The following is a 22,341-nucleotide window of genomic DNA, read 5'->3' as shown; positions in this document are numbered from 1 at the left end:
CCGGCGATCTGACGCTATGCGGTTGCCCAGCGGAGGCCGCGCAGGGCCGTGATCGCAAGGAATGTCGGATTGAGGAACGTGACATGATGGCGGAGGCGGAAACGGCCGAGACCCGCAACGGACCTCTCGATCTTCGGGCGTGGATACGCTTGCTCGAATGCGCCAAGATCATCGAGAAGCGCCTGCGTCGCAATTTCGAGGAACAGTTCGACACGACCTTGCCGCGTTTCGACGTGCTGGCGACCCTCGGTCGGTCGCACGAGGGAATGCGCATGGGCGAGCTTTCGCGCGCGCTGCTTGTTTCCAACGGCAACGTGACGGCAGTGGTCCGCCAGCTCCAGGAAGAAGGGCTGGTCGCGTCAGCCCCGGCGCCCGACGACCGGCGGTCGGCGATCGTCTCGCTGACGGCGGCGGGCCGGCACCGCTTCGAGGAACTGGCCCGCGCGCATCACGGCTGGGTGCGCGAAGCGCTCGCCGAGTTTCCGCCCGACAAGCAGAAAGCGCTTCTGCGACTTCTCACAGAACTCAAGACCTCCCTCGTCTGACCGGAGCCCGTCCATGTCCTTCGTCACCAGCGCGCTGGTCCGTTTCGCCGATGTCGATCCCGCCGGCATCGTCTTCTATCCCCGCTACTTCGAGATGCTCAACGGCGCCGTCGAGGACTGGTTCGCACGCCGGCTCGGCGTCGATTTCGCCACCATGCACCTCGACCGCAAGATCGGCGTGCCGACAGTGAAGCTGGAATGCGAATTCACCGCGCCAAGCCGTCTGGGCGAGCAACTCACGATCACGATCTCACCGCGCCGGCTCGGCCGGAGCAGTTGCGCCATCGCGGTCGATTTCTCATGCAAGGGCGAGCCGCGGCTTCATGCGGAGGTTGCGCTGGTGTGCATGGACCTGACGTCCCACAAGGCCTGCGAGTGGCCGCAGGACTTGCGCGCCGCGATCGGCGAAGGGCTCGTTCCCGCCGCCTGACCGCCTCGCCCGCGCGCCCCGCGGTCTCGCCGGGCAAAAAGAAGGGGGAAGCACGGTGTGCTCCCCCCTTTGCCAGTCAAAGGGACAAGTTCAGGCTTTTACGACAGGGTGCGTGAGCGAGCCAATTCCTTCCACGGTGGCGACGATGGTGTCGCCGGGCCAGAGCCATTCCTGCGGGTCCATGCCCGCGCCGACGCCGGCGGGGGTGCCGGTGGCGATGATGTCGCCCGGCTCCAGGGTTATGCCCTTGCTGATGTCGGCGACGAGCTCGTCGACCTTGAACAGCATGTATGCGGTGTTGCTCGCCTGCTTGGTCACGCCGTTGACGGTGAGGCTGAGGTCGAGCGTCTGCGGATCGGGGATCTCGTCGGCGGTGACGATGCACGGGCCCAGCGGCGCGTAGCTGTCCTGGCCCTTGGAGTAGATCCACTGGCCGGCGCGGCGGCAGTCGCGCGCGCTCATGTCGATGCACACGGTATAGCCGAACACGTAACCCAGCGCGTTCTCGCGGCTCACCCCCTTGGCGCGGCGGCCGATCACGGCGGCGAGTTCGACTTCCCAGTCGAGCTGCCGGGTGATCTCGGCGTTGTGACGGATCGGTTCGTCCGGACCGATCACGGTCGTCGGCGGCTTCGAGAAGATCACCGGCTGGCGCGGCAGGTCGGCCGAGGTGTCGAGCGACTTGGCGCTCTCGGCGACGTGCTCGGTGTAGTTGAGGCCGATGCCGAACAGGTTCTTGCGCGGGCGCGGGATCGGCGCGAGCAGCTTGACGTTGGCGAGCGGGATCGCGGTTCCCAGCGGGAACATGCCGTCGGCTTCGGCGATCGCCTTCGTGGCGATGGCCACGGCCTGCGGACCGAGGTCGATGAACTCGAGCATCGTCGCGGGGAAGGGCACGCCGACGCGCTCGCCGAAGCGGGCGAGGTCGACGACCAGATCGTCGGCGATGGCGCCGAGGCGCGCTTCGGCCTCGACATTGGCGCGGTAGGTTACGAGACGCATGGGGATTCCTTGATTGTCAGCTCAGCACGGGTTGATGGCCGTCGTTCTCGGCGAGGGCTTCCTCGCGGTAGAGACCGAGCGCACGCATCACCGGCAGGTCGTTGAAGGTGAACAGGCATGCATCCTCGGTGTCCGAGGCGTTGCAGTGTTCGTGGTACATCCACGTCGGCACCACGAAGATGTCGCGTTCCCGCCAGTCGAAACGCTGGCCGTTGATGATCGAGTAGCCGCTGCCCTTGGCGCACTGGTAGACGAACGAGCCGGTCTGCCGGTGCGCCTTGGTGCGTTCGCCGGGGCGCAGCATCTGCATCGAGGCGCCGATCGTCTGCATCACGGGGCCGCCGGTATGCGGATTGACGTACTCCATCAGCACGCCGTCGTAGGGCGATCCGTCGGTCACGCGCGCGTACTTGGAAAGCGCCTCGTACGTCGGTGCCCATTCGTACTTGAACAGGGGCGAATAGGCCTTGGCCCAGGCCATGCCCGCCGGGCGCAGCCCGGTGCCGGCCCAGCTCGCGGTCGAATCGTCGACCGGAAACGAGACCGCCTGCTGCAGATCGGGATGAACCTCGTAGAAGTTCGCCTCGAGCGCGTTCATCAGCGGGATGTCGAGCCCGTCCTGCCAGATGCAGGGCGTCCCGTCCTCGGAGACGCCGTGCTCGTGCCAGGTGCCGTTGGGCGTGAGCACGAAGTCGTTGGCGCCCAGCGTCATCTTGTGGCCATCGACATTGGTGAAGGCGCCCTCGCCTTCCATGATGAAGCGCAGCGCCGAGGCCGAGTGGCGATGGCTCGACGCCAGCTCGCCCGGCCCCATCACCTGCAGGCCCGAATAGAGCCAGCCGACCGCCGCCACCACGTCGCCGCGGCCGGGGTTCTCGAGATAGACGACGCGCCGGCCCGCCTGCTCGGGCGTCACCAGGTCGAGCGCGCGCATCACGTCGTCGCGCAGGTCCTTGTAGCGCCAGATATAAGGCACCGAGCTGGATGTCGGCTCCCATGGCTCGATCTTGTTGGCCACGGTCCACAGTGCGCCGGTGCCGAGCTCTTCGAGCCGCTTGTAGTACGCCACAAGCGCGGGCGTGTCGGCCACGTTGGCGCGTCCGATCATGTCTTCCCGGTACTGGTCGTAGCTGGAGGAAGCCACCGTCGTCTCCCCTCGAGTGCGAAAGATATTACAAGCCTAAAACAGTTTGAAAAAACTGTCAAATGCAACTATTGCGGATCTGCGCGCCAGCCGCATCATGGCGCCCATGTCCAGCGAAAGGAGCATCATGCCCGCCCCGTTCAAGGCCGCAGTCGTCCAGGCCTCCTCCGTCCCCTACGATACTCTGGCCGCCGCCGAGAAGGCGGCCGGACTGATTCGCGAGGCCGCGCGCGGCGGCGCGTCGCTCGCCGTCTTCCCCGAGGCCTTTCTGGGCGGCTATCCCAAGGGCGCCTCGTTCGGCGCGCCGATCGGCATGCGCAAGCCGCAGGGCCGCGAGGACTTTCGCGCTTATCACGAAGCCGCGATCGCGCTCGACGGTCCCGAGGTCGAACTGGTGGCCGAGGCCGTCGCCGAGACGGGCATCTTCCTGGTCATCGGCGTGATCGAGCGCGACGGCGGCACCGTCTATTGCACCGCGCTGTTCTTCGACGGCGAGAACGGCCTCGTCGCCAAGCACCGCAAGCTGATGCCGACCGGCGCGGAACGCCTCATCTGGGGCTTCGGCGACGGCTCGACGATGCCCGTGATCGACACGCCGATGGGCCGCGTGGGCGCGGTGATCTGCTGGGAAAACTACATGCCGGCGCTGCGCCTCGCGATGTACGATCAGGGCATCACGCTCTATTGCGCGCCGACCGCCGACGATCGCGACGGCTGGGCCGCGACGATGCGGCACATCGCGCTCGAAGGCCGCTGCTTCGTGCTCTCGGCCTGCCAGCACATCACCCGCGGGGCGTTTCCCGACGACTTCGACTGCGCGCTCGGCGATGCGCCCGATACCGTGCTCATGCGCGGCGGCTCGATGATCGTCGATCCGCTCGGCAACGTGCTCGCGGGCCCCTATTTCGAGGGCGAGGACATTCTCTACGCGCAGATCGACCCGGCCGAGGTCGTGCGCGGCAAGTTCGATTTCGATGTCGTCGGCCACTATGCCCGGCCCGACGTCTTCAACCTTTCGGTCAATGTCGCGCCGATGAAAGCCGTGACCCGCAGCGGAGACTAGGCACGATGGAATTCGACTTCTCTGCCATGGCCGGGCCCCAGCGCTACAAGCTGATGAGCGCCAGCGTCACCCCGCGCCCGATCGCCTGGGTCACCACGAAATCGGCGAGCGGCGTGCTCAACGCCGCGCCCTACAGCTTTTTCAACATGATGAGCGCCGAGCCGCCGCTGCTGGTGATCGGCATGATGCGCCGGCCCGACGGCACCCACAAGGACACGGCGGCCAACATCCTCGAAACCGGCGAATTCGTGGTCAACCTGGTGAGCGAGGCGGATTCGGCCGCGATGAACTTCACGTGCATCGACGCGCCGCCCGAATTCGACGAGATCGCCGAGACCGGCCTCATGACCGCGCCGTCCAGCGTCGTTGCGCCGCCGCGTATCGCGTCCGCGCCGGTCGCGATGGAATGCAGGCTCTACCAGAGCATCGAGGCGGGGCAGACGACGATCGCGTTGGGCGAAGTGCTGCGCTTCCACATCGACGACGCCTTCGTCGATGCCGACAGGCTCCATGTCGATACGCTCGCCATGGGCCTCGTCGCGCGCATGCACGGCGCCGGCTGGTACACACGCGCGACGGACCTTTTCCAGATGGAGCGGCCCAACTACGCGGCCTGGTCCGGGGCGTCCGCCGAGGCCGATCGGCGCTAGCGGCCGTCCGGCACGGCGACGCGCCATGATCGCCGCCGGCCTCCGCCGAGCACTTTCGTGAAACGCTTGTCGCAAGTTCGATGGGCCGTATGCGTCGCGCCGGCGCGCTCCTCGCGTCGAAACGGAATGTTGCTCTGAAGTGTCACGACGATGTCGTCGTCTTACGAAAGCGCGAAGTCGTCCCAGACTACTCCCGATAGCTAAAACATCGCTGGATGCTCGCGCGAAAATCGGGCCTTTTGTTGGACCGCGATTTCGTTATCATCCGCCGTCACCGGCAATTGGAACCGGGGGGGTGAAGTTGTTGAGCAAAGGCGAGTTGTCGGCTTCGGTGGCTTTGCGCCGCGCGACCGTCACCAAGACAAGCCCGGCCGGACGCGATACGACGCTGTTCGGCTTCTCCCGCGCCTCTGTTGGGGCGATGCCGTTTCCGCGTTTCGCGCCGGATTTCGCGCGCGATGGCGCGCGGCCGGTGACGCGCTTGGCGGGGCTCGCGCGCCCCTTGGGGGAAGGCAAGGCATGAGCGACGACGAACGCAAGGACGCGCGCGCCGCGCAGTTCAAGACGGTGTTCCGGCCTTCGCCGCTGCAGGACGGCGAGGGCGAGGCCGCGCCGCTGTTCGGCAATCTCGCCGATCCCCAGTCCGCAGCCCCGAAGGCGCCGCCGCCGGTCTCCACCGCACCGCCCGCCGCGCCGGTGGCGCCGATGTTCGAGCAGCCCGCCGGCTACGAGCGGAGCGGCGGCAGCATCTTTCCCTGGATTCTTTCGGCGCTGCTGCTGATCGCGCTGGGCTTCATGGTGGTGCGCTACGTGATCCTCGCCCCGGGCGGCGAGAGCGAGGCCGCGCCCGGGCCCGCGGCGCCCGCGATGGGCGCGCAGGCCGAGCGGCTGAGCACTTTCCTCGCGCCCGAGATCGCCGGCGATGGGGTCGAGATCGTGGAGGACGACGCCACCGTGCGCGCACGCGTCGTATCGCAAGGGCTGTTCAAGTCGGGCTCCTCGGAGTTCGAGGACGGCAAGATCGAGGTCATTGAGCGGATCGGCAAGGCGCTCGAGCAGGAAAACGCCAAGTTCATCACCGTCGAGGGCTACTCTTCGGGCGAGGGCGGGGCGCTCGGGCAGGCGCGGGCGGAGGCCGTCGCGGCGGTTCTGCGCGATGCCATTGCCGACAACCGCCGCATCGCGGCCAAGGGGATCGACCTCGCCGAAGGCGCGGGTGAGGATCGTATCGAGGTGGTGATCGCCCGGCGGGCCGAGGGAGCCGGGTCGTGAGCTCGCGGCGCCCCGAAGCGGCGCCGGCGCAAGACATGGGGCGCAATCCCGCGCCGTCCGCACGGACTACGGAGGCGCACGATGCCGTTCAAGCTGGATAGCGCAGCAGTCACTCACGAAGGGTGCGTACGCGAACGGAACGAGGACACCTACTGCGAGCGGACCTCCGAGAACCTCTGGGCGGTCGCGGACGGCATGGGCGGCCACGACCACGGTGACTGGGCGTCCGAAGTCGTGACACAGACGCTGATGCACGTGACCGTGCCCGAGGACTTCGAAGAAGCATGCTACGCGATCGCCAATTCGATCCACGTCAGCAATCAGATCGTCTACACCGAGTCGGTGAAGCGATCGAAGCAAATGGGCACGACAGTCGTCGCGCTCTATTTCGCGGGACCGTACTTTGGTGTGTGCTGGGTGGGTGACAGTCGCGCCTATGTACTTCGGGACAACCGGCTAATCCGGTTGACGAAGGATCACACCCCGGTACAGGAACTGCTTGATCGGGGCGCCATCTCGGAGGAAGAGGCGGAAACGCATCCCATGCGTCACATGCTTGGCCGCGCGGTCGGGGTAAGGGAAACGGTGGAGGTCGATATCGTAGCCGACAGGACGCGGGCCGGAGATATCTTCCTCCTTTGCAGCGACGGACTGCATGGCCAGGTAAGCGACAGTGAGATCGAAGCCGTGATGAAAAGCGAACCGCTCGACAAGTCGGTGGACATGCTGCTCGAGATGACGATCTCGAGAGGGGCGCCCGACAACGTGACGATGGTGGCGGTGAGCGTCGATGAAGAGACCGCGCTCTCCCTTCAGAATACCGACGAGGGATCCGCTGCATGAACGAGCCCGACGACCCCAAGGACCGCGGTGAGGGCACCGGGAATGGCGGCGCATCCGATGCGGTGCCGGTTCCTGACGTCAATGCCGGCAAGGGCGCGCAGCAACCGCCGCCGTCTTCCGCCGTGCCGCCGCCTCCGGCCGAGGAGCCCGCGCCGCCCCAGATGCCGCCGCCCACGGTCCAGCCGATCGCGCCCGGTCAGGCGATGGGCCGGCAGATCGCGATCGGTGACGTTCTCAACTACATCTACGAAGTCACCCGCTTCATCGCCCGCGGCGGCATGGGCGAAGTCTTCGAGGGCGTGAACGTCAACCACACCGACGAGAAGGTGGCGATCAAGGTGATCCTGCCGCAGCTCGCCGCCGATCCCAACGTGGTCGGGCTGTTCCGCAAGGAGGCCCGGATCCTTACCCAGCTCAACCACGAAGCGCTCGTCGCCTACCGCGTGCTCGCCTCGGACCCGACGCTGGGCGTGCTCTATATCGTCACCGACTACATCGAGGGCGACAATCTGCTCGACGTGCTCGGCGAGCTGAAGCCGTCGACCGACGATCTGCTCGCGTTCCTCAAGCGGCTGGCCTCGGGCCTCAAGGTCGCGCACGAGCGCGGGGCGATCCACCGCGACATGTCGCCCGACAACGTGCTGCTGCCCGACGGCGAGCTGCTCAAGGCCAAGATCATCGATTTCGGCATCGCCAAGGATCTCGATCCCGGGCAGAAGACGATCATTGGCCAGGGTTTTGCCGGCAAGCTCGGCTACGTCGCGCCTGAACAGCTCGGGTCATACAACAGCAACGTCGGGCCCTGGACCGACGTCTACAGCCTTGGGCTGGTGGTGCTGGCCGTGGCGCGCGGCGCCGACGTCAACATGGGCGGATCGCTGGCCGACGCGGTCGTGCGGCGCAAGGAAGGGCCCGATCTCGAGGGTATCGACCCGCGGCTGCGCTCGATCCTCGAGGAAATGCTCCCGGCCGATCCCGCCGATCGCCTGCAGTCGATGGACGAAGTGCTCGAGCGGCTCGAGCCGAGGGCCGCTCCGTCTCCGCCCGCCGCGCCGCCGCCTCCACCGCCGGGCAGCGGCGCGCAGAGCGGCAACGTCATCACGCCGATGGCCGGGGCGAAGAAAAAGACGAACGCCGGGCCGATCATCTTCATCGCGCTGATCGCGCTCGCGGTGCTCGCCGGGCTCGCCTGGTGGCTGATGAGTGGTTCGGACGACGAGGCTCCGGCGGGCGGCGAGCCGACCGAGGCGGTCGCCGGCGCGGACTTGTCCGCCGCCGAAAAGGCGACGCGCGTGGTGAACTCGGCGCTGCCCTCGGTCGGGTGTAGCTGGCTTTCCATCGTCAACGCGGAGGACGCAGGGGATGCGGTGAAAGTTAATTTCACCGGCGTCGCGGGCAATCCCAACCAGGCCAAGGGCGACATCGCGCGTGCCTTGACGAACGGCGGCGTCGATGGCGCGGAACTCGATTTCGCCGAAGTGGCGCCGATCACCCAGGCGGGCTGCTCCGCGCTCGACACCTATCGCCAGGTGCGCGACTTGTCCGATGATCGCCTGACGCTGCCGACCCGCCAGTTCAAGATGGCGATGCGCCCGCAGGACGACCCCTACTACCCCGGCAAGGTCGCGGCGGTCGCGCCGATCGGCATCGACGCCGACATCGGCGACAAGGACCTCACGGTGGTCGGCCTCGAGCCTTCGGGCGAATTCACCACGATCGTCAGCAAGAAGTCGGACTTCACAGATGCCCTGGCGGCGGGCAGCCCGATGATCGAGCGCGAGGAGGGGGCGAACGCCTACCGCCTCAACATCGGTCTCGATCACGAAGGCTGGTCGGGCATCCTGCTGCTGACCGGCGAGGGCCCGTTCGATCCGGCAGTGGTCGTCCCGCCCGTCGGCCAGCGGGGCTCCGACTGGCAGAGCAAGTTTCTTTCCGAAGCGGCCAACAAGGGCTGGCGCACCGAGATGGTCTGGTTCAAGTCGGTCTCCTGACCGGGATACCACCCTCGCAGAAGTTGAACGAAGACGGCCGCACGCCATCGGCCGCAAGAGCACGCGAACAGCGTCCGCGCTCGCGTCGGCGTGCGCTCGCCGGGCAAGTCAGAGCGCGAAGCGTCGGCGGATTTCGCCCCTTGCCGCATCGGCGCCAAGTCGCGCTCAAGGTTCAATTCGGGCAAGTGCCCGCTCAAATGGCATCGTGAGCCGAAGATTACTCATTTCGTCGGACGATTGACTGCTCTTCCTGTCGGCAACAACGCCAATTATAGAGATGATCTCGAATAGGGGCGACGCATTGTTCTGCGTTTTGTCTCTTTTGAAAAGAGTCCTGCAATCCCTCACACTATTGCTGTGGCTTTTATCACGACTTATCGACCTTTACGGCAGCCTGGGCTTTTGGCATTTTACAAGCGTCGCAGGAAAGCGGGATCGAGATGATCCGAAAACGACTTTGCTGCATAAGTCTTCACGCCGCCGGTCGGAACCGGAGGCAAGCGAACGAGGTAGTGCTATGACCAAGAAGCTGATCATTGCCGGCATGGCCGGGCTCATGCTTTCGACCGCGGCCTGGGCCGACACCAAGCCGCTCACCAAGGACGACTACGTCAACGGCCTGCTCGGTGAAGAGGCCGCGGCGGCCGAAGGCGACGGCGCGGCGACCGATGCCGCTGCGGACGAGAACCTTCCGCCCCGCGTCCGCCAGGGCAAGACCCGCGGTTTCACCAGCCTGACCTCGCGTCCGGCGCCGACGAACACGCCGGCACCCGCCAACGTCACGCCGATCCGTCGCCCCGCCGCCTCCGTTGGCGCGACCAAGCCGGCGGGCATCACCACGCCCAAGGCCAAGCCGGCGATGGCGCAAGGCACGACGGCCGATGCCCCCCAGACCGGCCGCATGTTCGACATCCGGATGAACTTCGACATCAACTCGGCGAATCTCACCGCCGAATCGCGTGCCCAGGCCGTGGCGCTCGCCGAAGCGCTCAAGGACCCGAAAATGGCGGGCAAGACCTTCCTCATCGGCGGCCACACCGACCGGTCGGGCTCGGCGGCCTACAACCGCAAGCTTTCCGAGCGCCGCGCCAAGGCCGTGGCCGACTATCTCGTCAGCCAGGGCGTCGACCCCACGATGCTCCAGACCTACGGCTTCGGCTATGAAAAGCCGCTCGACGATGTCGCGCCGACCGACGGCGCGAACCGCCGGGTCGAGGCCGGCCTCATCCTCTGATCGCTTCCCGGCGATGGAGCCGGAACCCGGCGGCCCGCGTGCCGCCGGGTTTTGCGTTTTTCGGACCTCTGTCCCGAGAGCCCGGCCCCCCGGGAACGCCCGCTCGCTCAGGTCACCACGCGGCCGCCGTTAACGCCGATAGTCTGGCCGGTGACGTACTGGCTGCGCTCGTCGCACAGCCACGCGCAGGCGTTGGCGATGTCGTCGGGCTCGCCCATGCGGCGCACCGGGATGGTCTGCAGCAGCACCTCGGTCGGGATCTGGAAGCGCTCGCGGTTCGCCTCGGACATGATCGTGCCCATCACCGAACCGGGCGGAATGTTGTTCACCGTGATCCCGAGCGGCCCGAACTCCTGCGCCATCGAGCGCGTCATCGTCACAACCGCGCCCTTCGAGGACGAATAGGTGATCATGTTGACCGCGCCGGTCTGCGCGCTCGAGGACGAGATGTTGACGATGCGGCCCCAGCCTGCGTCCTTCATGTCGCCATGGACGAGCTGTGCCATGATCATCGGGCCGCGCACGTTGATCGCGTAGACGCGGTCCCACAATTCGTCGGTGATCTGCTCGAAGGGGGTGAAATCGGTGACGCCCGCGTTGTTCACCAGGATCGTGATCGGGCCGAGCGCGTCGCGGCATTTTTCGATGGCGGCAGCGGCGCTGGCGCGGTTCGAAACGTCCGCGCCGAGCGCGATCGCGCTGCCGCCCGCGTCCTTGATCGCCGCCACCGTATCGGCGCAGCGCGCCTCGTCGAGATCGAGCACGCCGACGGCGACGCCTTCGCTGGCGAGCCTCTTCGCGCAGGCGGCGCCTATGCCCGCGGCGGCTCCGGTAATGACGGCGACTTTGTAGGACATCGGCTTCTCCCTTTCGCTGGCCTCTCCGGGTCATCCGCTAGGCGAAAGCGCGCGTTTGCGAAAGCCTTGATTTGAACAGGTGTTCAGCTTTTTCGCCACGGCGTTGGAAAGGAAGCGCGCGCCGGGCCTAGATGCCGATGCGATAGAGTTTCGCAGCGTTGCGCGAGAGCACCTTGTCGCGTTCCTCGAAGGTCAGATCGCCGAGCCGGTCTTCCAGGCGCTCGATCGGATAGAGCCCGGTCGGATGCGGGAAATCGGTTTCGAACAAGCAGTTGTCGATCCCGACGCGGCGCAGTGTATGCGCGATGTCGTCCTGCTCGAACCAGAAGCATGCGTAGAAATTCTGCTTGAAGTATTCGGACGGCTTCATCGCGAACTTGCGGCCCTCGGCGATCTCGACGAGCTGGTAATCGATCGCCTCCATCATGAACGGCACCCAGCCCACGCCGCTTTCGACCGAGACGAACCTGATCCGCGGAAAGCGGTCGAGCAGCCCCGAATAGATGATGTTGGCGACGACGCGGCCGTTGTTGAAGAACAGCATCGCCCCGCCGAGCCCCGAGCGCAGGTCACGCGTGAGCGAGGGCCAGCCCTGCTGTCCGATCCAGTCCATCGACTGTTCCGAGGCGCCGATGTGGAAGTTCACCGGCATCCCGAGCGAGGAACAGGCGTCCCACAAGGGGTCCCAGTGCGGGCTCGCGAGGTCGGGGATGAGCCGTCCGTCCGCGTCCTCGTGGTAGTGGGGGTCGGAGTTGATGTTGATCCCGCGCAGCCCCATCGCCCGGGTGCGCTCGGTCTCCTTCACCGCGGCTTTCACGTCCCACCAGGGCAGCAGCGCCATCGGGAAGAAGCGTCCGCCCGATGCCTCCTGCATTTCGGCCATGGCGTCGTTGTAGATCTCGACGCAGACCTGGCGCAGGTCCGGGTCGACCTTGGCGGCCGCCTGCCCGCCGAAGCCGAGGATATTGGGATAGACGATCTGCGCGTGGATTCCGGTCTCGTCCATGACCCTGAGCCGCGCGGCGAGATCGGACGAGCCGATATGCACGTCGTCGAACTCGAGAGCGAGGAACTCGTCGAGCTTTCGCACCTTGGACCCGTCCGCGCGGATCGCGGAGTTGGGGTGCGCCTTGAGGCCGATCACCTTGTCGCCGTCGATCACCCAGCTCATCGCGCCGTCGTGCATCTTCACTTGCGGGACGCGGTCCCGCCATTTCGCGGGAGCGCGGCTGGTCCACAAGTCCCACGGCTCGGTGAGGTGGGTGTCGGCATCGATGACCTTGATGGTCGATTGAGCCTGGGGCCTGTCGGGCGCGATCGTTGCCATGGTTTCTCTCCCTCGGACGGTTCTCCCACGCGGCGTCGCGCAGGACGCGCACGGCAACAAGTGCCGCGCCTCCAGCGGGCATGTCCGATCGTCCGGGGCTAGTCGGACCAGCCCGGAACGATGAAGGCGCGCTTGCCGTGCGGCGCGTCGGCACCGCGGGTGCGCGGCTCGCGCACCGCCGGCTCGGCCTGCCTGCGGTCCAGGGCGGCCGCCGTCCCGCGCAGCAGCGAGCGGAAGCCGGGGCGCTCCTGCGTCACGAGCGAAGCGGCGCGCGCGCTCTCGCGCATCCGGCTCGGCGTCATCCCGAAGTGGCGGGTGAAGCGGCGCGAGAACGCGGCTTCCGAACCGTAGCCCGCCAGCTCACTGATCTCCGCGACCTTGAGGCGGCCTTCGCGCAGCAATCGCGCGGCATGCTCCATGCGGTATTCGGCGACGACTTCCATCGGCGCGCGGCCGATCGTCTCGGCAAAGCGTGCGGCGAAATTGGAGCGGCCCATGCCGACCGCGCGCGCCAGGGAGGCGACCGTCCAGGCGGCTGCCGGATCGGCCGCGACCAGCGCCAGGGCATCGGCGATCGGATTAGGGTCCGCCGCCGCGAAGATGGAACGCGCCACGGCGCCCTCGCGCAGCGCGGCGATCAGGAGTAATTCGGCGAGGCAGGTCAGGACAGCGCTCGATCCGGCGCCGACGCCGGCGCGCGCGAAGGCATCGGGCGCCACGAGCCGCGCCGATTCGGGACGGCCGGTGCCCGCGAGCGCAAGCAGCGCCGGCAGGGACCGCCGCGAGATTCCTTCGGGCCAGCTCGCGTCGAGCCGGGCGCTGAGGACACGGGCGACCGGTCGGCCCGGCGGGCCGAACGCGCAGGATGACGGCGCCGTGGCCGCGCTCCTTTCGCGCAGCAGCACGTGGCTGGGCGCGGCAGCGCCTTCGGCGGTGCGCAGGGCATGGGCCTCGCCGGACAGGACCATCATCGCGTCGCCGCCGCGCAGCACGATGTGCGCGCCGCCCGCGCAGGCGAGGCGCAGCTCGCCATGGATCATGCAGTGCAGATAGACGCCGTCGGTGGGCGCAACCGAAAAGCCCGAGGCGCTCGAAAGATCGGCATAGCTCCAGGTGCCGCGCGCGAGCCGCAGCTTTTCGAGGCCGTCCGGGCGGCTTGCGCTGGTTGCGGCTCCCTCGATCACGGCTCCGTGCCGATCCTTCCTTTTGACATCTCGCTCGCACGACAGGATATGCCCAAGTTCGCGCCGGTCAATGCGCCCGCGCAGGGGACGAGGATGACGCGATTGCAGCAGGTTGAACTCCGGCTCGATGTTTCGCACGCGATCGGGCTCGACGGGCCGGCGACGGTGTTCGCCAGCGTGGTCCTGCCCGCGCCCGAAGCGCTGGCCGATCCCGCGGTGGTGTGCTTCGCGCGGCCGAGCAGCAGCTATTCGCGCGCCTACTACACGCATGCCCTGCCGGGCCCCGGAAGCGACGCGCAGGCGCGTTGGCACGCCGGGCGCGGGTGGATCTTCGTCGCCGTCGATACGCTCGGCTGCGCGGGCGACGCGAATCTCGATCCCGAGGCGCTGACCTTCGCGGTGCTGGCCGCGGCGGCGGACGCGGCGGAGCGGGAGATTCTGGCGCGGCTTGCCAACGGCGTGCTCGTCGACGGCTATCCTCCGGTGGGCGGGGCCACGGTGATCGGGCTTGGCCATTCGCTCGGCGGCGCGCTGGCGATCTACCAGCAGGCGCGGCATCGCAGTTACCACGGCGTCGGGGTGCTCGGCTTCAGCGCGATCCATAGCCATCCGGCGACCGCGCCGGGCGCGCCGCCGGTGGTCGTCGCGTGGTATCCGCGCGATGCCTCCGCCGGCGAGACCGAGCCGCTCAACGCCGAGGCGCTCGATGCGGCGGGGACGGCCGAACTGCAGGGGCAGGCGGCGTGGAGTTCGCTTGCCTGGGGCTTCCACTACGACGATGTTCCGGCAGAAATCGTCGAGGCGGACCTGCGCCACTATGCGCGGATCGGCCTCGCCGAGGAGGAAGCCGGGTCCGAGCGCGAGCCCTGGCACGCCCGGCGCACGCCGCAGCGTGCCGCGCGCGCGACGCTCACGCCCGGGATCGTCGCGGCGGAGGCGGCCTGCCTGACCGTGCCGGTGCTCTGCGCGACGGGCGCGCGCGATCTCGTGCCCGATCCGCATGCCGAGCCGCGCGCCTATCGCTCCGCGCGCAGCATCGACGTCTTCGCCTGCCCGCGCATGGGGCACGTGCACAATTTCGCGGGAACGCGCGAACTGCTGTGGCGGCGGATCGAGGCCTTCGGCGCCTGGTGCGCCGGGTTCCGGGCATTTGCCTGAGGGCTGATACGGCGAAGGAGACGGCGGACGAAGATTTGCCGTCAGGCCTTCTCGACGATCGCCATGGTCAGTCCCCCCGGAAGCTGGCGGAAGCCGGTCAGGCGATAGCCCTGGCGGCCGCGGGTATTCTCGAAATCGGCCTTCCATGCGGCGATGTGGTCCATGCTGGGCTGGACGCCGATGACGATCTCCTCGCGCTCGGCGTCGTCCTCGTCCATCGCCGGCGAGGGCGTTTGCAGGATGATCCTGCCGACCATCGAGCGTTCGAGCGGCTCGACGAATTCGCAGCCGCAGGATTGGCCCTGCTTCCACACGACCCGCGCCTCCACCCGGCCCGCGGCGGGCAGGTCGATGGCAATGGTCTCGCCGCGGCTGAGTTCGAGGCTGGTGACGATGCGCAGCCCGGCTTCGGACAAGTCGTGGACCTCGACGGAATCGGTCCCGGCGGCGGCGGTGCCGCCCGTGGCGAACTGCAGTCGCCAGCGCTGCTCGCCGCGCCGGTCGCCCAGCGGGATGCTGGTGATCGCGGCGCGCAGGACCTTGGAAGCTGTCGTCATGCCTGTCGCCAACCCTTTGTGCATCCCTCGGCGGGACCGACTCGCGGCGCGCACCGTTTTCACCGGTTTTCCCCAATGCGCCAGCACTGATTACTTCTGAATGAGCAAACGGCGTTAATCCCGAAATTTCGGCGGGCGTCCCGCGAACGAAACACGCGATTCAGCGGTAGGCGCGATGTAACGGCAAATTAACTTTCGCTGCGCGAGATAGGTCCCGCACACGGATGGGCGGGTTTCATGGCTCTCGCAGGTCACCTCGAAGACGATACCGGCGACGCGGATCAGCCGCGCGCGCCGCGTCGCGTGCTGCGCCTGGAATCGACCGGAGCCTTGCCCTCCGGTGAAATCGCGCCGGTGCTGATCCACAACGTCTCGACCACGGGTTTGCTGTTCGAGGCGAGCATCGCGCTCGATATCGACACCGTGATCGCGGTCGATCTGCCCGAAGCGGGCGCGGTGGGAGCACGAATCGTGTGGCGCAGCGCGAACCTGTTCGGTTGCCGGTTCGAACAGCCGATTTCCGATGCGGTGCTCAGCGCGGCGCAATTGCGCGGTGTGACCGGCGACGGCGTCGGCCGCGGCCCCGAGGAACAGCTCCGCGTGCCGGGCCAGTCGCTGCAGACCTCGCTGCGCGATCTGCGCCGCGAGCGCGGGCTGACGCTCGGCCAGCTCGCGACGCGGCTCGGCGTGAGCAAGCCCACCGTCTGGGCGTGGGAGCAGGGCAAGTCCCGCCCCGTGCCCGAGCGGATCGACGCCATTGCCGAGGCGTTGGGGGTGGATGTCGAGACGTTCGTGCCCGAGCGCGGGGGCCAGGAATTGCCCCGGCTGCTCGCACGATGCCGCGAGGAAATCGGCAGGGCGGTCGGCACCGACCCGGCGCGCATCCGCATCTCGATCGATCTGTGACTCCGCGCGGCCCGGTCGGGCGCCGCCCACCGGAACAATTTCACGCGCCGCATCTTTTCAAATATGAAAAGACTATTAAAAGAATTTAAGAAGAATCATTCTCAGTTAGCCTTGTTAGTCGATTTTAATTAACACAATTGACGGGTCTCATGCCCAAGAAATAGTCCGAATGGGCGCATTTCTTAGAGGATTGGTGCTGATAATATTGATTGAGATCCGAAGATAAGCGCTCGTGAAGGGCACCGTAAGTGTCGAAAAAGGGCGCGGATGCCGAGGGATTCGTGGTCGCATGCTGTTGAACTTCACGCTCGAGGAATCGTGTGTCCTCTATGGACTGATGGCGGAAAACAGTTCCGACGTCATTCTGAAGATCGATTGCGACGGCTTCATTCTCCACGCGTCTCCCGCTTTCGAGCGGCTCGGCTACAAACTCCCCTCGATGCTCATCGGCCCGCATGTCGCCGATCTCGCGCAGGCCGGGCACGCGCCGGTCGTGCGCGGCATGATCGACGCCGTGCTGGGCGGGCGGGCGAGCGCCGAGCAGGTCGAGATCGCGCTCGAGACCCCCGCCGCCGGCGCGCGGCGCTTCGCGATGCAGATGCGCGTGCTCACCGACGAGGGCGGCGCGGTCTACGGCGCGCTGGTCGTGCTGCGCAGCGTCGAGGAACTGCGCGCGCTCGAAGAGGAACTCTTCGTGGTCTCGATGACCGACCCGCTCACCGGCCTCACCAACCGCAAGGCCTTCGTCTCGATGCTGCAGCACCTCCTCGACGCGGATCGGGGCGGGTGCCTCGGGCTTTTCGCGATCGATCACTTGCGGGCGATCAACATGAAGCACGGCATCGCCGTGGGCGACAAGGTGTTGTGCGCCTTCGCCGACCATCTGCGCACGCTGATGCCCGACGATGCGATCGTTTCGCGGATCGGCAGCGAGACCTTCGCGGCGCTGCTTCCCGCGATGAGCGCGGGCGACGGCGAGCAGGCGTGCCGCGATGTCGTCGATACGCTCGCCGAAGTCGCGTCGACCGGCGGCGGCGATGGCGTGAAGCTCACCGCGAGCGCCGGTCTCGGCTCGATCGCGGGGGGGATCGACCGGGCCTTGTGGCGCGCCGAGCTTGCGCTGTTCAAGGCGCGCGCACGCGGCCCGTCCGGTTTCGAGGCCGATATCGACGGTCATCCCGTCAAACTGAGACTGCGCGCCTAGGGGAGCGCCCTCAGGCCTCCTGCGGCTCGGTCTCCATGCCCTCGAGCGGGGTCTTGCGTCCCGGACCGCCGCTGACCGCGACCGTCATCGCCCCCAGGCCTTCCATCTCCACGGCCATCGTATCGCCGGGCGCAACCGGGCCGACGCTCATCGGCGGCGTGCCCGAAAAGATCACGTCGCCCGGGTGCAGCGTCATCACCGACGCCGCGTGCTCGACGAGCTCGGCTACCCCAAGCACGAGGTTCGCGGTGGTGTCGGCCGTCCGCTCCTCGCCGTTGACGGTAAGGCGATAGGCGAGCGCGTCGGGATCGGCGATCTCGTCACGCGTGGTCAGCCAGGGACCCATCATGCCGTATGTGTCGAAGCTCTTGCCGAAGCTGGGGAACTCGCTGCCCTGCATGGTCATGTCGAGGCCGATGCAATAGCCCGCCACGACATCGAGCGCGCGCGCGGCGGGCACTTCGGTGCAGGTCTTGCCGATCACGATCGCGATCTCGGCTTCGTGGAAGGTGGTCCGCTCGGGCCAGCGCAGGATGACGCCATCGGCGGGGCCGGCATTGGCGCTGGTCATCTTGAACAGGAAGCCGAGCCGGCGCGGATGCGCGCCCGCGGCGAGCACGACCTTGTGATTGCCCGCGCCGCACACGAACTTGCCCGGATTGGCGACGGGCGCGCGCAGCAGCACTTGCGCCAGGGGGACCGGCTCTGCGGCATCGGCGAGTGCTTCCATGCCCGGGCGCAGCGCCTCGAGATGGGCGATGAACAGGTCGCCCGGCGGATAGGGCCAGCGCACCGCGGGCAGCTCGCGCGTGATCGCGGTGACGTCATGAACCATGTCGCCGCGCACGAGGCCGAGGCGGACCTCGTCCTGCGGCGAGGTCTGATAGCGGCAGATCTTCATCGGCATCCTCGTTGCGGCGTTTGCCCCCGAGCATCGCAGCCGCGAGGCACGGGGCAAGCCACCGCAAGTCCGGCGCGCCTGTCAGCGCGTCCGCCCGAGGAATCAGCCGAGGCTCAAGACGCGCCCGGTCGGCCCGCCCGAACGGCTCAGGCCGAGGGCTCGATGCCCATGCACAGGTACTTCACTTCCATGAAGTCCTCGAGGCCGTACTTCGAGCCCTCGCGGCCGAGACCCGACTGCTTGACGCCGCCGAAGGGCGCGACCGCGGTGGAGATGAGGCCGGTGTTGATCCCCACCATGCCCGCCTCGATCGCTTCCGCGACGCGCCACACGCGGCTGAGGTCGCGCGAATAGAAGTAGCTGGCGAGGCCGAATTCGGTGTCGTTGGCCATCGCGATCGCCTCGGCCTCGGTGGTGAAGCGGATGATCCCGGCGAGAGGCCCGAAGGTCTCCTCGTGCGCGATCTTCATGTCGGGCTTCACCCCGGCGAGCACGGTCGGGCAGAAGTAGGTGCCGCCCTGTTCGGCGCGCTTGCCCCCCGCGATCACGGTGGCGCCGCCGTCGAGCGCGTCCTTGAGGTGCTCCTCGACCTTCTCGACCGCCTTCTCGTCGATCATCGCGCCGATGTCGGTGCCCTCGTCCATCGAGTAGCCGACCTTCATCTTCGAGACGCGGTCGGCGAGCTTCTTCGTGAACTCGTCGTAGACGCCGTCCTGCACGTAGAAGCGGTTGGTGCACACGCAGGTCTGGCCGCCGTTGCGGAACTTGGAGATCATCGCACCGTCGATCGCGGCATCGACGTCGGCATCGTCGAACACGAGGAACGGCGCGTTGCCGCCCAGCTCCATCGAGCACTTCTTGACCGTGTCGGCGCATTCGCGCAGCAGGTCGCGGCCGATCTCGGTCGAGCCGGTGAAGGTGATCTTGGCGACCTTGGGATTGCCGGTCAGCTCGCTGCCGATCTGGCCCGCGCTGCCGGTGACGACGTTGACCACGCCCTTGGGAATACCCGCCATCTCGCACAGCAGCGCGATCGCCAGCGCCGAGTAAGGCGTCGCCGACGCGGGCTTGATCACCATGGTGCAGCCGGCGGCCAGCGCCGGGCCGAGCTTGCGGGTGATCATCGCATTGGGAAAGTTCCACGGCGTGATCGCGCCGACGACGCCGACGCCCTGCTTGAGCACGACGATGCGCTTGTCGGCCTGGTGGCTGGGGATGACGTCGCCATAGGCGCGCTTGCCCTCTTCGGCGAACCATTCGATGAAGCTCGCGCCATAGGCGATCTCGCCCTTGCCTTCGGCGAAGGGCTTGCCCTGCTCGCGGCTGAGCAGTTCGCCGAGCGGGGCCTGGTGCTCCATCATCAGGTCGAACAGCTTGCGCATCAGCGCGGAGCGCTCGCCCGCGGTCTTGGCGCGCCAGGCGGGAAGCGCGGCTTCGGCGGCGTCGATCGCGCGCGCGGTCTCGGCCTTGCCCATCTTCGGCACGGTGCCGAGCACCTTGCCCGAACCCGGATCGGTGACGTCGAACGTCGCGCCGCCATCGGCGTCGCACCACTGGCCGTCGATATAGCACTGCTGCTTCAGGAAATCGGTGTACTGCATCGCGGCCGGTTCCTCCCGTTCTGGCGTTGCGCGAACCTCGTGCGCATTCGCGAGGCTGGCATAGGGTCGGCCCTCGCGCGGCGCAACCGCGCATATCTCATGACCCTGTCGCCCGCCCCAAAGCAACGATCGATTGACGTGTGCGGGTGATCGGGCTAGTCTCCAAATCCGAATAATAATTCACCATATAGAACTAAGGGAGAGGGTCTCTGGAGACCGCCGGCTATGTCGATGGTGCCTTCGTCAAAGGCGAAGGCGCGCGCTTTATCGTCGAGAACCCTTCGGACGAGACGATCGTCGCCGAAGTCGCGGGGCTTTCCGCCGCGCAATCGGGGGCCGCTATCGCGGCGGCGCGTCGTGCGTTCGATTCCGGCGTGTGGTCGGGCCTGACGATGAAGCAGCGGGCCGAGCCGATGCGGCACTATGCCGAAGCGCTGCGCAAGCGCGCCGACCGGCTTGCCGAACTCGCGGTCGCCGAGGCGGGCTGTCCGGTTTCCTCGACGGTGATGGGCGCGCAAGTCCACGCGCCGCTGCGCATGGCCGACGAGATCGTCGATATGTTCCTGGCGCTTCCCGAGATCGAGGACAACGGCCTGCCGCTGCACGAACGGGTCAATCCCCACTTCGTCGTCCAGAGTCTCAAGCGCTGGACGCCGCTCGGCGTCGTCGCGGCGATCTCGGCCTACAACGTGCCGTTCTACACCGCCTTCTGGAAAGTCGTTCCCGCGCTGATGGCGGGCGATTCGGTGATCCTGCGGCCCAACCCGCTGACGCCGCTTTCCGCGATGGTCTTCGCCGAAGCCGCCGACGAGGCTGGGCTTCCCGCCGGCGTGCTCAACGTGATCGTCGAAGCGGGTCTCGACGGCGGCCAGCTCATGACCACCGACGAGCGGGTCGATCTCGTCAGCTTCACCGGCTCGTGCGCGGTCGGGGTGAAAGTGGCGCAGCAGGCCGCGCCGACGCTAAAGCGGCTGGTGCTCGAACTGGGCGGCAAGTCGGCGCAGATCTACCTGCCCGACGCGGTGGAGCGCGCGGTGAGCGCGGCGGCCTCGGTCTGCCTGAGCCATGCGGGGCAGGGCTGCGTGCTGGGCACCCGCGTCTTCGTGCCCGAGGCGGCCAAGGCGAAAGTGCTCGAGGGCATGAAGGCCGCGTTGGCGCCCACGAAGATCGGCCCCGCCAGTGATCCGGCGACCCAGCTCGGCCCGGTCATCAGCGCCGCGCAGCGCGACCGCTGCGAGCACTTCACGCGGGCCGCCGTCGCGGCGGGCGGCACGGTGGTGTGCGGCGGCAAGCGGCCCGAGGGGCTCGACAAGGGCTATTACTACGAGCCGACCGTGCTCGACCTGCCCGACAACACGAATCCCGCCGCGCAGGAGGAGATCTTCGGGCCGGTGATCGGCGTGATCGGCTACCGCGATCTCGATCACGCGGTCGAGATGGCCAACGATTCCAAGTTCGGCCTCTCCGGCTGGGTCCACGGGCTCGACAAGGTCCAGTCGCTCGAAGTCGGCAAGAAGATCCGCTCGGGCGCGGTCAACATCAACGGCGCGGTCATGTCGAGCCACGCTTCGGGCGGCGGCGTCAAGATGAGCGGCCTGGGCCGCGAGCGCGGGGTCGAGGGCCTGCGCGAGTTCCAGATGCTCACCACGTTCAACATCGGAGGCTGAGGCGATGGACGGACTTCTTTCAGGCAAGGTCGCGGTGATCACCGGCGCCGGCTCGGGCGTGGGCCGCGCGGCGGTGAAGCTGTGGACCGGGCACGGCGCGCGAGTGATCGCCGCCGACATCAACCTCGCCACCGCAGAGGAGACGGTCGCGCTGTCGGGCGCGCCGCAAGGCGCGGCGAGGGCGGTGCGGTGCGACGTTTCCGATCCCGATTCGGTCGGCTCGGCGGTGGCGTTCGCGGTCGAGACCTTCGGGCGGCTCGACGTCATGTACAACAATGCCGGGATCACGGTGATGCCGGTGCCGGGCAAGGGCCTGCGCAAGCTCGTCGACGCGCCGCTCGACGAGATGAAGCGGGTCGAGGATGTCAACATCAACGGCGTGATCTACGGCTGCCAGGCCGCGATCCGGCGGTTCGCCGCGCAAGGGCGAGGCGGCGCGATCGTCAACACCGCCTCGGTCGCCGGGCTGATCGGTTATGGCGGCGTGCTCTACGGCGCGACCAAGGGCGCGGTCGTCAACCTGACGCGCAGCCTCGCGCTGGAGGTGGCCGAGGACGGTATCCGCGTGAACTCGGTCTGCCCGGCGGGCATGCTGACGCACTATTCGGGCATGGACCCCGACAGCGAGCACAAGGACCGCATTCTCGAGGGCATGGGCAAGGCCCATCCGCTGGGCCGGGCGATCGAGCCGGCGGACACGGCGGCGGCGGCGATGTTCCTCGCCAGCGAGCTTGCATCGAACATCACCGGCGTGAACCTGCCTGTCGATGGCGGGCTCTCGGCCGGCAAGAAAGTGGGAGGCTGA

22 protein-coding genes are annotated in these 22,341 nt (G+C 67.5%); 14 read left to right on the top strand and 8 right to left on the bottom strand.

Translation table 11 applies throughout. The features are described 5' to 3' along the window. Positions 1–86 precede the first annotated feature (86 nt). Complete coding sequence (locus tag B2G71_RS09575) at positions 87–545, top strand: MarR family transcriptional regulator (protein WP_240530080.1); 459 nt, start codon at positions 87–89, stop codon at positions 543–545. Positions 546–558: 13 nt separating this feature from the next. Further along, complete coding sequence (locus B2G71_RS09570) at positions 559–975, top strand: thioesterase family protein (RefSeq protein WP_098105526.1); 417 nt, start codon at positions 559–561, stop codon at positions 973–975. A gap of 90 nt (positions 976–1,065) precedes the next feature. On the opposite strand, the gene B2G71_RS09565 is transcribed toward B2G71_RS09570, so the two are convergent. After that, a complete protein-coding gene (locus tag B2G71_RS09565; RefSeq protein WP_098105525.1) occupies positions 1,066–1,977 on the bottom strand; it encodes a fumarylacetoacetate hydrolase family protein in 912 nt (303 codons plus the stop codon). A gap of 16 nt (positions 1,978–1,993) precedes the next feature. After that, the gene (locus B2G71_RS09560; protein ID WP_098105524.1) at positions 1,994–3,121 is read right to left on the bottom strand and encodes a cupin domain-containing protein; all 1,128 of its coding nucleotides are present in this window, start codon (positions 3,119–3,121) and stop codon (positions 1,994–1,996) included. A gap of 127 nt (positions 3,122–3,248) precedes the next feature. On the opposite strand from B2G71_RS09560, the gene B2G71_RS09555 reads away from it, so the two are divergent. The 7 genes from B2G71_RS09555 to B2G71_RS09525 all read left to right on the top strand — a co-directional run bounded on the left by B2G71_RS09555 (position 3,249) and on the right by B2G71_RS09525 (position 10,174). Beyond that, positions 3,249–4,184, top strand: coding sequence for a carbon-nitrogen hydrolase family protein (locus B2G71_RS09555; protein ID WP_206049361.1), 936 nt, complete (start codon positions 3,249–3,251; stop codon positions 4,182–4,184). 5 nt (positions 4,185–4,189) lie between these two features. Then, entirely contained in the window at positions 4,190–4,834 is a 645-nt protein-coding gene (locus B2G71_RS09550) for a flavin reductase family protein (RefSeq protein ID WP_098105523.1), read from the top strand. A gap of 295 nt (positions 4,835–5,129) precedes the next feature. Continuing rightward, positions 5,130–5,357: a hypothetical protein gene (locus tag B2G71_RS09545; protein ID WP_168176318.1), complete on the top strand. Its 228-nt coding sequence runs from the start codon at positions 5,130–5,132 to the stop codon at positions 5,355–5,357. Continuing rightward, positions 5,354–6,106, top strand: a complete 753-nt coding sequence (locus B2G71_RS09540) for an OmpA family protein (RefSeq protein WP_098105521.1) — start codon at positions 5,354–5,356, stop codon at positions 6,104–6,106. Before B2G71_RS09545 ends, B2G71_RS09540 begins: the two co-directional genes overlap by 4 nt. Before the next feature lie 81 nt (positions 6,107–6,187). After that, complete coding sequence (locus tag B2G71_RS09535; RefSeq protein ID WP_098105520.1) at positions 6,188–6,949, top strand: protein phosphatase 2C domain-containing protein; 762 nt, start codon at positions 6,188–6,190, stop codon at positions 6,947–6,949. Then, positions 6,946–8,940 carry a protein kinase gene (locus B2G71_RS09530; RefSeq protein WP_098105519.1) on the top strand — a complete coding sequence of 665 codons (1,995 nt, stop codon included), beginning with the start codon at positions 6,946–6,948 and terminating at the stop codon, positions 8,938–8,940. Before B2G71_RS09535 ends, B2G71_RS09530 begins: the two co-directional genes overlap by 4 nt. Before the next feature lie 517 nt (positions 8,941–9,457). Further along, positions 9,458–10,174: an OmpA family protein gene (locus B2G71_RS09525; protein ID WP_206049360.1), complete on the top strand. Its 717-nt coding sequence runs from the start codon at positions 9,458–9,460 to the stop codon at positions 10,172–10,174. 107 nt (positions 10,175–10,281) lie between these two features. Here B2G71_RS09525 and B2G71_RS09520 read toward each other — a convergent pair whose 3' ends face one another. The 3 genes from B2G71_RS09520 to B2G71_RS24070 form a co-directional block, all read right to left on the bottom strand. Further along, a complete protein-coding gene (locus B2G71_RS09520; RefSeq protein ID WP_098105517.1) occupies positions 10,282–11,031 on the bottom strand; it encodes a glucose 1-dehydrogenase in 750 nt (249 codons plus the stop codon). A 127-nt stretch (positions 11,032–11,158) separates the two neighbouring features. Beyond that, positions 11,159–12,358 (bottom strand): amidohydrolase family protein, encoded by a 1,200-nt coding sequence (locus B2G71_RS09515; RefSeq protein ID WP_098105516.1) that lies wholly within the window; start codon positions 12,356–12,358, stop codon positions 11,159–11,161. A 98-nt stretch (positions 12,359–12,456) separates the two neighbouring features. Further along, positions 12,457–13,542, bottom strand: a complete 1,086-nt coding sequence (locus B2G71_RS24070; protein WP_168176317.1) for an AraC family transcriptional regulator — start codon at positions 13,540–13,542, stop codon at positions 12,457–12,459. Positions 13,543–13,635: 93 nt separating this feature from the next. On the opposite strand from B2G71_RS24070, the gene B2G71_RS24065 reads away from it, so the two are divergent. After that, complete coding sequence (locus B2G71_RS24065) at positions 13,636–14,700, top strand: hypothetical protein (protein ID WP_168176316.1); 1,065 nt, start codon at positions 13,636–13,638, stop codon at positions 14,698–14,700. 41 nt (positions 14,701–14,741) lie between these two features. Here B2G71_RS24065 and B2G71_RS09500 read toward each other — a convergent pair whose 3' ends face one another. Next, positions 14,742–15,257: a PilZ domain-containing protein gene (locus B2G71_RS09500; RefSeq protein ID WP_168176315.1), complete on the bottom strand. Its 516-nt coding sequence runs from the start codon at positions 15,255–15,257 to the stop codon at positions 14,742–14,744. A gap of 237 nt (positions 15,258–15,494) precedes the next feature. Here B2G71_RS09500 and B2G71_RS09495 point away from each other — a divergent pair, with 237 nt between their 5' ends. Together B2G71_RS09495 and B2G71_RS09490 are read left to right on the top strand one after the other, a co-directional pair. Then, positions 15,495–16,163: a helix-turn-helix transcriptional regulator gene (locus B2G71_RS09495; protein ID WP_098105514.1), complete on the top strand. Its 669-nt coding sequence runs from the start codon at positions 15,495–15,497 to the stop codon at positions 16,161–16,163. A gap of 289 nt (positions 16,164–16,452) precedes the next feature. Next, on the top strand, positions 16,453–17,367 hold the full coding sequence (locus tag B2G71_RS09490; RefSeq protein ID WP_098105513.1) for a diguanylate cyclase: 915 nt from the start codon (positions 16,453–16,455) through the stop codon (positions 17,365–17,367). Positions 17,368–17,377: 10 nt separating this feature from the next. Here the strand turns inward: B2G71_RS09490 and B2G71_RS09485 are convergent, their stop codons facing one another. Together B2G71_RS09485 and B2G71_RS09480 are read right to left on the bottom strand one after the other, a co-directional pair. Further along, positions 17,378–18,268 carry a fumarylacetoacetate hydrolase family protein gene (locus B2G71_RS09485; RefSeq protein WP_168176314.1) on the bottom strand — a complete coding sequence of 297 codons (891 nt, stop codon included), beginning with the start codon at positions 18,266–18,268 and terminating at the stop codon, positions 17,378–17,380. Between the two features lie 146 nt (positions 18,269–18,414). Next, the gene (locus tag B2G71_RS09480) at positions 18,415–19,869 is read right to left on the bottom strand and encodes an NAD-dependent succinate-semialdehyde dehydrogenase (RefSeq protein WP_098105511.1); all 1,455 of its coding nucleotides are present in this window, start codon (positions 19,867–19,869) and stop codon (positions 18,415–18,417) included. A 209-nt stretch (positions 19,870–20,078) separates the two neighbouring features. Between B2G71_RS09480 and B2G71_RS09475 the strand changes: the two genes are divergently transcribed. Together B2G71_RS09475 and B2G71_RS09470 are read left to right on the top strand one after the other, a co-directional pair. Beyond that, positions 20,079–21,536 (top strand): aldehyde dehydrogenase family protein, encoded by a 1,458-nt coding sequence (locus B2G71_RS09475; protein WP_098105510.1) that lies wholly within the window; start codon positions 20,079–20,081, stop codon positions 21,534–21,536. A gap of 4 nt (positions 21,537–21,540) precedes the next feature. Continuing rightward, positions 21,541–22,341, top strand: a complete 801-nt coding sequence (locus tag B2G71_RS09470) for an SDR family oxidoreductase (RefSeq protein ID WP_098105509.1) — start codon at positions 21,541–21,543, stop codon at positions 22,339–22,341.

This window comes from Novosphingobium sp. PC22D, assembly GCF_002556635.1.
Classification (GTDB): domain Bacteria; phylum Pseudomonadota; class Alphaproteobacteria; order Sphingomonadales; family Sphingomonadaceae; genus Novosphingobium.
The sequence above is the reverse complement of the archived record's forward strand: the minus strand, read 5'-3'. Positions and strand labels throughout refer to the sequence as shown.

Excerpts from the sequence above, each read along its gene's own strand:
- B2G71_RS09575 (WP_240530080.1), top strand. The coding sequence starts at position 87 with ATGGCGGAGGCGGAAACGGCCGAGACCCGCAACGGACCTCTCGATCTT.
- B2G71_RS09570 (WP_098105526.1), top strand. The coding sequence starts at position 559 with ATGTCCTTCGTCACCAGCGCGCTGGTCCGTTTCGCCGATGTCGATCCC.
- B2G71_RS09565 (WP_098105525.1), bottom strand. The coding sequence starts at position 1,977 with ATGCGTCTCGTAACCTACCGCGCCAATGTCGAGGCCGAAGCGCGCCTC.
- B2G71_RS09555 (WP_206049361.1), top strand. The coding sequence starts at position 3,249 with ATGCCCGCCCCGTTCAAGGCCGCAGTCGTCCAGGCCTCCTCCGTCCCC.
- B2G71_RS09550 (WP_098105523.1), top strand. The coding sequence starts at position 4,190 with ATGGAATTCGACTTCTCTGCCATGGCCGGGCCCCAGCGCTACAAGCTG.
- B2G71_RS09540 (WP_098105521.1), top strand. The coding sequence starts at position 5,354 with ATGAGCGACGACGAACGCAAGGACGCGCGCGCCGCGCAGTTCAAGACG.
- B2G71_RS09535 (WP_098105520.1), top strand. The coding sequence starts at position 6,188 with ATGCCGTTCAAGCTGGATAGCGCAGCAGTCACTCACGAAGGGTGCGTA.
- B2G71_RS09530 (WP_098105519.1), top strand. The coding sequence starts at position 6,946 with ATGAACGAGCCCGACGACCCCAAGGACCGCGGTGAGGGCACCGGGAAT.
- B2G71_RS09525 (WP_206049360.1), top strand. The coding sequence starts at position 9,458 with ATGACCAAGAAGCTGATCATTGCCGGCATGGCCGGGCTCATGCTTTCG.
- B2G71_RS09520 (WP_098105517.1), bottom strand. The coding sequence starts at position 11,031 with ATGTCCTACAAAGTCGCCGTCATTACCGGAGCCGCCGCGGGCATAGGC.
- B2G71_RS09515 (WP_098105516.1), bottom strand. The coding sequence starts at position 12,358 with ATGGCAACGATCGCGCCCGACAGGCCCCAGGCTCAATCGACCATCAAG.
- B2G71_RS24065 (WP_168176316.1), top strand. The coding sequence starts at position 13,636 with ATGACGCGATTGCAGCAGGTTGAACTCCGGCTCGATGTTTCGCACGCG.
- B2G71_RS09500 (WP_168176315.1), bottom strand. The coding sequence starts at position 15,257 with ATGACGACAGCTTCCAAGGTCCTGCGCGCCGCGATCACCAGCATCCCG.
- B2G71_RS09495 (WP_098105514.1), top strand. The coding sequence starts at position 15,495 with ATGGCTCTCGCAGGTCACCTCGAAGACGATACCGGCGACGCGGATCAG.
- B2G71_RS09490 (WP_098105513.1), top strand. The coding sequence starts at position 16,453 with ATGCTGTTGAACTTCACGCTCGAGGAATCGTGTGTCCTCTATGGACTG.
- B2G71_RS09485 (WP_168176314.1), bottom strand. The coding sequence starts at position 18,268 with ATGAAGATCTGCCGCTATCAGACCTCGCCGCAGGACGAGGTCCGCCTC.
- B2G71_RS09480 (WP_098105511.1), bottom strand. The coding sequence starts at position 19,869 with ATGCAGTACACCGATTTCCTGAAGCAGCAGTGCTATATCGACGGCCAG.
- B2G71_RS09470 (WP_098105509.1), top strand. The coding sequence starts at position 21,541 with ATGGACGGACTTCTTTCAGGCAAGGTCGCGGTGATCACCGGCGCCGGC.